The sequence below is a fragment of the Leptotrichia wadei genome, from assembly GCF_007990445.1.
Lineage (GTDB): Bacteria > Fusobacteriota > Fusobacteriia > Fusobacteriales > Leptotrichiaceae > Leptotrichia > Leptotrichia wadei_A.
On the sequence record NZ_AP019841.1, the window covers coordinates 2,243,870 to 2,255,931 of the forward strand.

Genomic DNA, 12,062 nt, shown 5'->3' on the forward strand with positions numbered 1-12,062 from the left:
TAAATCAAAAGTCTTTCTGTCTAAATTATTTATATTAATCAAACTGGAACTAATTTATTTTTTCTGATAAACTCTTACATAATCAACTTTCATCTCTGTTGGAAAGTCAACATCTCCATCTTCTCCAGTCTTTTTACTCAAAGCCACATTTATCATTATAAAATATGGTTGGTTAAATGGATTTTGCAATCCTTTTTTCTCTAATTCCTTGTAGGTAAATCTTTTATATACTTTATTGTTAAATAACCATTTTATTTCTTTGTCATCCCATTCTACAGCATAAGTATTAAAATTTGTCAACTTTTCTTTAGACCATTTACCTATTTTATAGTCACTGCCTTCAAATGATTCATAAGTATTGTCACTTCTTAGAACATGAGCTGTACCTGTAACACGGTTCATTTCACCGCCATCAGTTTCCACTATGTCAATTTCACCGTTCGCTAGTTTTCCAGCAGCCTGAGAATATCCTTCAGGCCATAGCCAAAATGCAGGCCAAGTTCCAATCCCCTTAGGCATAGCCGCTCTCATTTCGATTTTACCATATTTAACATTATAAAGATTTCTTGTGTGAATTGCTCCTGAACTATAAAGAATTTTTCTTTCAACTCCATCCACATTTACTTTTTTATCATTTTCCTTTTTCAATGTTATAACCATATTACCATTTTCAACTTTAACATTATCTCTCAAATAATACTGTTTTGCATCAAATCCATACTGGTTTACCAATTTCCCATTTTCATCAACATAATTACCAGCATTCCAAGGATTTCCATTTTCCCAGTAAGCCCACTTTGTACTGTCTAAATGATCTCCATTAAACTCATCATCCCAAACTAATTTCCAACTTTTACCTTTTACTTTAGAAATGAATTTATCTAACTTTCCTTTTTTAGTTTTTACACTATTTTCAACTTTATTTAAATTCCCTTCAATTTTTTCTTTTGCCTGAACTACACTTGCTTCAACTTGCTGAGAACTCATTGTATTTTGGCTATCTCCCGCAGCAAATGCCATATTTCCCATTAGCATAAGCAAAACTACTCTAAAAAAAATATTTTTTTTCATATTCTGTATCTCCTTTTTTAATTTATGAATCGAACTCAAAAAGCTATGACTATTTTACTCAAACTCTAAGTTTATACACTTTTAACAGTTAAATTTAGATGAATTTGAATATATATTACACTCTGTTATAGCACTTTAATAATAAGAATTTCAACATTTCAGTCAAATTTATACTATTCCCCATTTAAAAAGCAAATATTTATTTTAATTATTTGAAAATAAATATTAGGTTTAATCTACTGAAAAGATTTATAGCATATCCGTTATTCAAATAAGGTTTTGTATTAATTATAAATTCCTTCTAGCAAAGTAAATTGTTTTTTATTAATAATAAAAGAAACTACAATTTCTGTTTTTTATATTTACTCATACAATTTCTATTTTTTACTTTTCTCTCCTTATCAAAAAACCATCCCCACTTATTAAAATACTTAATTGCCGATTTTACGTGAAACATCATTAATTTTCTTGATTTATACGAAGCTTTTCCATGCTCATGAAATATTTCAGCTTCCGGAAAATAAATAACTTTGTATTTCTGTCCAATTCTTCGACACAAACTGAATTTCCCTTCAAAATCTCTAATTCTTGGCCCTATTTGCCCAATTTCATTATGATTTTTCATATATTCAACAATTTTTTCAATTATATTCTCCTCGAAATAAATATCCGCATTAATAATCAAATGAAATTCTGATATTTTAGAATTACTGATTAATTTATTAATAACTACATTATGTCCAGCTCCAAATCCTTTATTAGAATTATTAAAAATATATTCTATTCTAGCATCATCAGTCTTTTCAAAAAAAAACTTCAAATTATCTGTTTCTGAATTATCTGATATCCACAACTTAAAATTCAACTTAATCTTTTGAAAACACTTAATTATCCTTTCTAAATCGCTTGCTGGTGTATTATATGTTACAATACAGGCTGTAAAATCATACATAAATAACCTCGTTTATCTTTATTTATAAAATTCCTCATAAAACAAAAAATGGCGTCCCCGGTTGGACTCGAACCAACGACCCTCTGATTAACAGTCAGATGCTCTAACCGGCTGAGCTACGGAGACACACATATTTAAAAAAGTTTGGCAACTACCTATCTTCCCAGGACGAATCCAAGTATTTTAGGCACTAACAGACTTAACTGCCGGGTTCGAAATGTTTCCGGGTGTATCCCTGTCGTTATCATCACCAAACTAGATATATATACTGTCCATTAAGACAATGAGAAATAAATAGCAGCAGCAAAAGATTATCTTAAAAGCAGACGTAATATTAGTACTAGTCAGCTAAATGCATTGCTGCACTTGCACCCCTAGCCTATCGACCATATGTTCTCTATGGATACTACGAATATTCATCTCAAAGCCGGCTTCCCGCTTAGATGCTTTCAGCGGTTATCCGTACCAGACGTGACTACTCAGCCATGCCACTGGCGTGACAACTGATACATCAGAGGTCTGTCCAACCCGGTCCTCTCGTACTAAGGTCAGATCTTTTCAATATTCAGGCGCCTGCAGTGGATAGGGACCGAACTGTCTCACGACGTTCTGAACCCAGCTCGCGTGCCTCTTTAATGGGCGAACAGCCCAACCCTTGGGACCTTCTCCAGCCCCAGGATGAGACGAGCCGACATCGAGGTGCCAAACACTTCCGTCGATATGGACTCTTGGGAAGTATCAGCCTGTTATCCCCGGGGTAGCTTTTATCCGTTGAGCGACGGTCCTTCCATGCGGAACCGCCGGATCACTAACTCCTACTTTCGTACCTGCTCGACCCGTCAGTCTTGCAGTCAAGCTCCCTTATGCGTTTGCACTCTTAGGCTGATTTCCATCCAGCCTGAGGGAACCTTTGAACGCCTCCGTTACTCTTTGGGAGGCGACCGCCCCAGTCAAACTGCCCACCTAGCACTGTCTCCGTTGCCAGATTAGAATTCCGACAGCATATGGTTGGTATTCCAACAGCGACTCAGCAATGGCTGACGCCATCACATCACAGTCTCCCAACTATCCTATACACACATTGCCAGAACCCAATGCCAAGCTACAGTAAAGCTCCACGGGGTCTTTCCGTCCTACTGCAGGTAGCCGGTATCTTCACCGGCATTACAACTTCACCAGGTCTCCAGCCAAGACAGCTCTCAAATCATTTCACCATTCGTGCAGGTCGGAACTTACCCGACAAGGAATTTCGCTACCTTAGGACCGTTATAGTTACGGCCGCCGTTCACCGGGCTTCAAATCGGAGCTCTCACTCCTCCTCTTAACCTTCCGGCACTGGGCAGGTGTCAGCCCATATACGTCGCCTTTCAGCTTAGCATAGACCTGTGTTTTTGGTAAACAGTTGCTTGAGACTCTTCACTGCGGCCTGTTTCCCCTGGGAGCGCTTCTCTCCTTCAGGTATGTCAGGCACCCCTTCTCCCGAAGTTACGGGGCTATTTTGCAGAGTTCCTTAGCTAGAGTTATCCTGTCGGCCTTAAGTTTCTCACTCTGTCCACCTGTGTCGGTTTACAGTACGGGCGCTGCTTCTCATCGATAGAAGTTTTTCCTGGCAGTGTAGGATCTGCGACTTATGCAAATGCACTTCCCCGTCAGGTCTCACGTTTAGGCGTGCGGATTTGCCTGCACGCCCACGCTGGGCCCTTAGAAAGGCTAAACCGTCAGCCTTCTCGCATACCTTCCTGCGTCACTCCGTCTCTCAAGCGATAACAGCGGTACAGGAATATTAACCTGTTTTCCATTCGCCATCACAATTTTGCTTATGCTTAGGTCCCGACTTCCCCAGGGCGGACAAGCCTTCCCCTGGAAACCTTGGACTTCCGGCCGGCGGGATTCTCGCCCGCCTTCTCGCTACTCATTCCTGCATTCTCGCTTCTGATACCTCCAGGACGGCCTTGCGGCATCCCTTCGACGGCCTACAGAACGCTCTCCTACCAAGATACGGTGTATCTTCCGCAGCTTCGGTTTATGTCTTAGCCCCGTTACATCTTCGGCGCAGGCACTCTCGACCAGTGAGCTATTACGCACTCTTTCAAGGCATGGCTGCTTCTAAGCCAACCTCCTGGTTGTCTATGAATGTCCACCTCCTTTCCCACTTAGACATAATTAGGGACCTTAGCTGGCGGTCTGGGCTGTTCCCCTCTCGTCCGAGGACCTTGTCATCCACGGACTCACTCCTGAACATAATATATGGTATTCGCAGTTTGCTTGATTTCGGTAAGCAGTACGCCCCCTAGATCATACAGAGCTCTACCCCCACATATCTCAGTTCAAGGCTGCACCTAAATGCATTTCGGAGAGAACGAGCTATCTCCTAGTTCGATTGGCTTTTCACCCCTAGACCTGTCTCATCTCCCAACTTTTCAACGGCGGTGAGTTCGGCCCTCCACTGAGTCTTACCTCAGCTTCAGCCTGGACAGGCCTAGATCACTAGGTTTCGCGTCTATGACTGGCGACTTGACGCCCTATTAAGACTTGGTTTCCTTCGGCTCCGTCTATTAACCTTGCCACCAGCCATAACTCGCAGGATGATTAACCAAAATCCACGCAGTCACACATAATGTGCTCCTACCGTTTGTAAGCACACGGTTTCAAATTCTGTTTCACTCCCTTGCTCAGGGTTCTTTTCACCTTTCCCTCACGGTACTCTTCACTATCGGTCAACAACAGTATTTAGCCTTACGTGATTTGGTCCACGCTGATTCACGCCAGATTCCTCGTGCCTGACGCTACTCGGGTGCTTCCAGTCTCCACATATGCTTTATGTTCTACAGGACTTTCACCTTCTTCGGTCCAGCTTCCCAACTGGTTCCACTTACACATATGCAGATTAAACATTATGACAATCCGTTAATGGAAGTCCGCAACCCCGTGCCAGCAACGCTGTCCGCTTGACACTGGCACGGTTTAGGCTTTTCCCTGTTCGCTCGCCGCTACTTGGGGAATCGTTTTTACTTTCTTTTCCTCCTGCTACTTAGATGTTTCAGTTCGCAGGCTTGCCGTTTTCACGCATGCCCTCCAGGCATGCAGGTTTACCCATTCGGAAATCCGGGGATCAATGATTATGTGCATCTTCTCCCGGCTTATCGCAGCTTATCACGTCCTTCGTCGGCTGTTGCTGCCTAGGCATCCTCCGTGTGCCCTTATTAGCTTTTATATCCAGAATAACTTTTTACTCTAGTTTAGTTATAATCTTTTACCTACTATTCATTTCCCATTGTCCTAACAGTTATAAAGATATATAAAGAAGCAGTGCTTGTTTCTCCTTAGAAAGGAGGTGATCCATCCGCACCTTCCGGTACGGATACCTTGTTACGACTTCACCCCAATCACTATCCACACCTTAGATGCTTTCCTCCTTGCGGTTGGACCGGCAGCTTCAGGTGCAGACAACTCTCGTGGTGTGACGGGCGGTGTGTACAAGACCCGAGAACGTATTCACCGCAGCATTGCTGATCTGCGATTACTAGCGATTCCAGCTTCATGAAGTCGAGTTGCAGACTTCAATCCGAACTTGGACCGGCTTTAAAGATTGGCTTGGCGTTGCCGCCTTGCGGCTCTCTGTACCGGCCATTGTAGCACGTGTGTAGCCCAGATCATAAGGGGCATGATGACTTGACGTCATCCCCGCCTTCCTCCTGCTCTTCGCAGGCAGTCTTGCTAGAGTTCCCAACCTAATGATGGCAACTAGCAATAGGGGTTGCGCTCGTTGCGGGACTTAACCCAACATCTCACGACACGAGCTGTCGACAGCCATGCACCACCTGTCTCTGCGTTCCCGGAGGCACAGCCTGCTCTCGCAGGCCTTCGCAGGATGTCAAGATCTGGTAAGGTTCCTCGCGTTGCGTCGAATTAAACCACATGCTCCACCGCTTGTGCGGGTCCCCGTCAATTCCTTTGAGTTTCAGCCTTGCGGCCGTACTCCCCAGGCGGATTACTTATCGCATTAGCTTCGGCACGGACACTCTTCATGCCCACACCCAGTAATCATCGTTTACAGCTAGGACTACCAGGGTATCTAATCCTGTTTGCTCCCCTAGCTTTCGCACTTCAGCGTCAGTTACCGTCCAGTGAACTATCTTCATCATCGGCATTCCTGCACATATCTACGAATTTCACCTCTACTCGTGCAGTTCCGTCCACCTCTCCAGTACTCTAGCCACATAGTTTCCAGGGCAGGCTTGCGGTTGAGCCGCAAGTTTTCACCCCAGACTTATCTGGCCGCCTAGATGCCCTTTATGCCCAATAATTCCGGATAACGCTTGCGACATACGTATTACCGCGGCTGCTGGCACGTATTTAGCCGTCGCTTCTTCTGCAGGTACCGTCATTTTTTTCTTCCCTGCTGAAAGCACTTTACAATCCGAAAACCTTCATCGTGCACACAGAATTGCTGGATCAGGGTTGCCCCCATTGTCCAATATTCCCCACTGCTGCCTCCCGTAGGAGTAAGGGCCGTATCTCAGTCCCCTTGTGGCCGTCCACCCTCTCAGGCCGGCTACCTATCATCGCCTTGGTGGGCCGTTACCCCACCAACAAGCTAATAGGACGCAAGGCTCTCCTGCAGCATCTCTTTTCATCAGGCTGGACATGAGTCCGCCTGACTTTACCAGGTCTTATCAGTCGTTTCCGTCTGTTATCCCTGACTGCAGGGCAAGTTCCTTACGCGTTACTCACCCGTCCGCCTTGGCTAGGCTGTGCAAGCACAGCTTCGCCAAAGACTTGCATGTGTTAAGCATTCTGTCAGCGTTCATCCTGAGCCAGGATCAAACTCTTCATTCAATATATATTCACATATATTTAAATTTCACCTAATTAGTCTTGACGTTATCTTTTTCAAGATACTTGACTTTATTGATTATACACTTAATTGCTTCTTTACATTATTAATATCTCTATTGTCCGTTGATACATTTTCGTATCGACAAGATATATATTATCATAAAAGAAAATGTTTGTCAACTACTTTTTTGAAATTTTTTTCAAATTTTCTCAACGGTGTATTCTCAAGTAAAGTGTAACCAAAAATGTATACTCATTATTTCTTCAAACACTTTATCTCTTTTCTACTTTTCTTTCAAATATTTTTCTATACCATTCACTATTCCTAATACCATTTTATTCTGATATTCTGATGTTGACATTTTTTTATCTTCTGCGGGATTTGACATAAATCCTAATTCAATTAATGTATTAGTTACTTTCGACCAATTTGTACCTGTAAGGTCATCTCTATAGGAAGCCCCGCGATTTTTTGCTCCTGTTGATTTTATGTATTCAGATAGAACATCATGTGAAAATTTATCACTGGATTTTTGAACACTTTGTGTGTAGCGATTTTTTTGTGAAGAAGTTAATACTGAAGCTCCATTTACAGAAGAATTATCTACTCCATCTGCATGAAGTCTTACATACAACGAGCATCCTGCTTCGTTTGTTTTAATTGCACGTTCTTTATTACTGATATTTACATCATTTGTTTCACGTACCATAAACACTTTATAACCCTTACCTTGTAATTCATCTCTTAATTTCAATCCTACTTCAAGCACAAGCTGATATTCATATTTTTTCGTTGCTACTCCCATTGCTCCAGATGAAACTTTTGGCTTTTTTTCTAATGAGCCTGGTGCAACTTCTTCTAAGCCTGGATCTCCTTTTATTTGATGTCCAGGATCAATACAAATTAATTCTTTTTTTCCAACATTTGCAATATGGTTTGTATTTTCAGTATTTATTGGAGCAACTGCTGTTGTACTTAATGTTAATATTGATAACATCTTTTTTATTATATTTATTATTCCTTCTATCATAATTTCTCCTATTTTTTTACTTTTTTTATAATTTGCCAAGCAATATTTATAATATTTGTAATTTCAATCTTTTATTTTAATATTTTTTCCCAAAATCTTTTATTTTTAAAAAAATAAAAACTATCACAGCACAAAAGATAAAAAATATTTCAAGATTATTAGCATTACTATTACTTTCAATACAATCCTGTCTTTTCTTAATATCAACAATATTTTCACAATTTTTTCGACTTGAACTGCTTGAATGAGAACCACGACTTCTCCAAAAAGATGACGAATTTTCTTGCTCATCATCACCAGATTTTTTAGATTTTCCATCTCCTTCTCCATCCGAATGTCCTCTCGAATGCTCTCCGCTACTATGTTCTCCACCATAGTGACCACCATAATGATGACTTCCGCCACTTCCATGAGAATGGCTGTGTCCTCCACCGTGAGAATGTCCGCCACCACCTCTTCTTACTAATTTTTCCATGTTCTCCTCCTCTTATTTATCTATCCATCACACTTTTTTAAAATTATATGATTTATCAAAAGCATAACCAAACCCTGTTCTTAAAAAATTATTTGCTCTTTTTCTATTAAAATTTTTAATATTAAACTGTTTTGATCTTCCAGAATATTTCGTAACAAATAAATCTGTATTTACAAACTTTGGTGTCTCTTCTATAAATTTTAAAAAATTTTCTTCAAACATTTCTTTATTATCTTTTATTTTCTCCAATTCAATCAAAAATACATTTTTTAATGCAGAATATCTATTATTTGGAACTTTCAACTTAGAACAAGTTTGATCATACTTTTGTTTAAGTTCTTTAAAATATTCATTTTTTCAATATCATCCTGTTTTGTATCTCCATCTAACAACGATTCTCCAACTGCTGTTATTTTTCTTTTTTCATCTACAAGTCCTATTTTTACAAGTGCATTCGTATAAGTTCTTCCTCTTTTTTTCTGTTCCAAAACAAAACATTCTAGCAAACTTTTATAATCTTTAACTATTTTATTCTTTTTATATCTCTTATCTTTATATTTTTCAAAAATACTTTCTTTAAATTTATCAGATATAAAAGAATAGTAATCTCCATAAAATGTATCATTTATCAATCCACTTTTAGCAACATATTGATAAAAAGTCATTTGCGAACTATTATTTATATTCCATTCTTCCAATTGTTCCGTAATTCCTTGCAATATTACTTTATAATCATCTAATAAATTTTTTCTTCTAAAACTTGTATCTCCTAAATTCATTACAGAATCTTTATTCTGTAGCTTCATTTTTTTCACTCTCCCATTCAAAATAAGCTTCTACAATACTATTATTTGAAATATTATCATTATTCTTAATTTTAGAAAAAATATATTCTCTCACTAATTTTATTAATTTTTTATTATTTTTTTCTAAAAGATTTTTTATTCTTATTTTTGAAAATTTCTCTAACTCATTTTCTGTAAATTCAGAATAATCAAAATTTTCTTGATTTAATATGTATTTCCATAATATCTCTGACTCATATTGTTCCAACGATTTAAAAAATTCCTTATTTTTATATTTTTTTAATTTTTCTATAAAAGAAATCGGTAATTTATTATTTAAACCCGATACTAATAAAAAATCTAAAATCTTTTCTTTTTCAGATGTATAACTTATTAAATTATTTATATCTGTATCTTTTTTTTGAAAAATTCTATCTAATTCTTTTATTATTTTATCTTCTGTTTCTGGAATAAAATCTATAAATTTTTGATTTAATAAAAAACTATAAACTTCTATATTTAGTGTATCTTTTATTTCTTTTAGTATTTCATTTTTAACTCTTCAAAATATATTTCATCTATTATTCTTAAAAAATAACATTTTATTTTTAAATTATTTTTATTAATAAAGTTTTTTATTTTATCATTTTTTGAAATTTTTGGCATTTCTTTTTTATTAAAATAGTATGTAATGTGATCCAATAAATTTTCATCTATTCTTTTCCTATCAATTAAAAAAATCTTTTCCAATATCTTATCAAAAAACTCTTTGTTTAAATTTTTAAAATTTTTATAAATTATAACTATAAAGTTATCTGCTACATCCAAAGCATAATTATTTTCAAAAAAGACATTGCTATTTTTATCATTTAATATTATGTCAACTAATTTTTCAAACTGAGTTTCTATTAAATTTAATTTCGAGATTATTAGTAAAATACTTTCTAAAGTATCTATTTTTTCCATAAATTCGTTATCATTCTCTATTATCCAATCAAGTATATTTTTGAGTAATACAATTAATTTATCGAAAATTTCTTTCTCACATTTTAAATCTTTTATCTCATATTCATTAAATAATTTTTTCAAATCACTGTAACTTAATTCTAACATCATAAAAAAATCAAAATATTCAAATTCTTCTATAAGGTTTCTGTTTTTAAACATCTGATTTTTGACCTCAATATTCTTATTAGTATACGACATGAGTAAAATTTCAATGTACTTTTTCATAAATTCTGAATAATCAGAAAATGAATTTCCAAATATTCCATTTAAAGAACAAAAATAAAATAAATCTCTTGACAAAATTATAGCTTTGTATGACGGAGGTGTTCCCATTACATATGAAGTACTTTTCCCTTTTCTTACTTTATCAAATAATTTGTTCATTTCCTTATTTAAAGCTTCTAAAGTTGAATATTTAAATATTTCATTAAAAAGTTCTGTTTCATATTTAAAATATTCAAAATACTTATCTTCCAAACTTTCTTCTATACTTTCAAAAGTTTTATTTAAATTTTCTTCTGCATGTGTTATTTCCATAAATTCAATAATACTCAATATAAAGTTATCCCAAACTAATTTTTCATTTTTACTATTAACATTTTCTTTTTCTTCTATCATACTTTTTATTGTTTCTTTTGCTTTATTTATTTTTTTAAAAAATAAATATCCATATACAATTACATATTTGTTAATATTGTTATTTTCTTTGTATTCTTCTACTAAATTCTGAAAATTTTTATAATCATAATCACAAATTATTTTTAAACATTTTTCTTCTACTTCTATTTTTTCTTCTAAAATATTTTTTTGTTCTTTTCTCTTAGGAGTAATTCCTTTTTCAGAAAAAGGAATTAATATTTCTTTTTCATTTCTATTTATCCTCTGAAGAATTTTTTTTATCCTTGATTTAAAAAGTATCTCTTCATATTTTTCTATATCTTTAAACTCTAATCTTGTATATAAAATTCTTTTCCAGTCTTCATCTATACGAATTTCAGAATATTTATTAAGTTTATTCCAATTGTGCTTTGTTAAATAATTTAAATTTATATATATTTCAAAAATTTTTTCTTGCCTCACATTCTCTTTTTCATTATAAATATTCGATAAAAACTTAGTTAAAGTTTTCTCGTAATTATTATTAAATCTTTCTTTTTTATTTTCATATAGTACTTCATCATTAGTATCATTCAAAAGTTTTAATGAAATTTTATTTATCTGTTCACCATTTTCTTCCTCTTTATTATCCTCGTTTGTAAATTCAACAAGAAATGCCTTTCTAGTTTTCTCTTTCAAAATTTCTTTTATCCAATTCATAATTTGTTGCACATTTGTATCACTGTATGAATAACCTATAAATAGTACTGTATTTGTTGTAAATAAACCTTTTACAAGAGTTGAAATTAATTGAAAATTTTTTTCATAATTATCATAATCACTTTTCTTCAAAACTATATTTTTATTTTCAAAATCACCATGCATTTTTATAAGCATTCTGTTAGAATTAGTGTACGGTAAATCTTCATCTTTACTTACAATTTGTAAATTTTTTATTTCATCTTCAATTAATGTATCATAATTTGTTGTAATTATATAAGTCAATTTCATTTTTTTTAAAATTCTATGAATAGAATTGGGAACATATTTCCCTAAAAATCTTTTTTCTGCAATTTCATAATATTTCAAACTACCATATCTTTCAAAAACTTCTTCTGGTATAGTTAAAAATTGTTTTGATGTAAATTCTTTTATTCCTCTATAATCGGCATAATCTTTTATTAATTCTTCCCATTCTGGCAATCCACTATTTTTAGAAACTCCTGCTCCAACAAAAACTACTAATTTTCCTTTTTCTAATTCTTCAGCTAAAAATCTAATATCTTGTTCTAACACCTTTTTCC

The 12,062-nt window shown here is 35.2% G+C and carries 7 protein-coding genes, 1 tRNA gene and 3 rRNA genes; all 11 read right to left on the reverse strand.

The features are described from left to right. Positions 1-54: 54 nt before the first annotated feature. Positions 55-1,071 carry a glycoside hydrolase family 16 protein gene (locus FVE74_RS10595; RefSeq protein WP_147004476.1) on the reverse strand — a complete coding sequence of 339 codons (1,017 nt, stop codon included), beginning with the start codon at positions 1,069-1,071 and terminating at the stop codon, positions 55-57. Between the two features lie 340 nt (positions 1,072-1,411). Then, positions 1,412-2,023 carry a glycosyltransferase gene (locus tag FVE74_RS10600; protein WP_147004477.1) on the reverse strand — a complete coding sequence of 204 codons (612 nt, stop codon included), beginning with the start codon at positions 2,021-2,023 and terminating at the stop codon, positions 1,412-1,414. Positions 2,024-2,072: 49 nt separating this feature from the next. Further along, positions 2,073-2,149, reverse strand: a tRNA-Asn gene (locus FVE74_RS10605). Positions 2,150-2,165: 16 nt separating this feature from the next. Beyond that, positions 2,166-2,278: ribosomal RNA gene (gene rrf / locus FVE74_RS10610) — 5S ribosomal RNA — on the reverse strand. 59 nt (positions 2,279-2,337) lie between these two features. Beyond that, a 23S ribosomal RNA gene (locus FVE74_RS10615) occupies positions 2,338-5,237 on the reverse strand. A gap of 113 nt (positions 5,238-5,350) precedes the next feature. After that, a 16S ribosomal RNA gene (locus tag FVE74_RS10620) occupies positions 5,351-6,862 on the reverse strand. Together the 16S, 23S and 5S rRNA genes with 1 tRNA gene alongside form the textbook arrangement of a ribosomal RNA operon. Before the next feature lie 284 nt (positions 6,863-7,146). Next, positions 7,147-7,893 (reverse strand): N-acetylmuramoyl-L-alanine amidase family protein, encoded by a 747-nt coding sequence (locus tag FVE74_RS10625; protein ID WP_147004478.1) that lies wholly within the window; start codon positions 7,891-7,893, stop codon positions 7,147-7,149. 76 nt (positions 7,894-7,969) lie between these two features. Next, a complete protein-coding gene (locus FVE74_RS10630; protein ID WP_147004479.1) occupies positions 7,970-8,368 on the reverse strand; it encodes a zinc transporter 7-A in 399 nt (132 codons plus the stop codon). 299 nt (positions 8,369-8,667) lie between these two features. Next, a complete protein-coding gene (locus FVE74_RS10635; protein ID WP_147004480.1) occupies positions 8,668-9,174 on the reverse strand; it encodes a hypothetical protein in 507 nt (168 codons plus the stop codon). Then, positions 9,158-9,421, reverse strand: coding sequence for a hypothetical protein (locus FVE74_RS10640; protein WP_147004481.1), 264 nt, complete (start codon positions 9,419-9,421; stop codon positions 9,158-9,160). The genes FVE74_RS10635 and FVE74_RS10640 overlap by 17 nt, the downstream gene beginning before the upstream one ends. 272 nt (positions 9,422-9,693) lie before the next feature. Beyond that, positions 9,694-12,054, reverse strand: coding sequence for an SIR2 family protein (locus tag FVE74_RS10645; protein WP_147004482.1), 2,361 nt, complete (start codon positions 12,052-12,054; stop codon positions 9,694-9,696). Between the last annotated feature and the right edge of the window lie 8 nt (positions 12,055-12,062).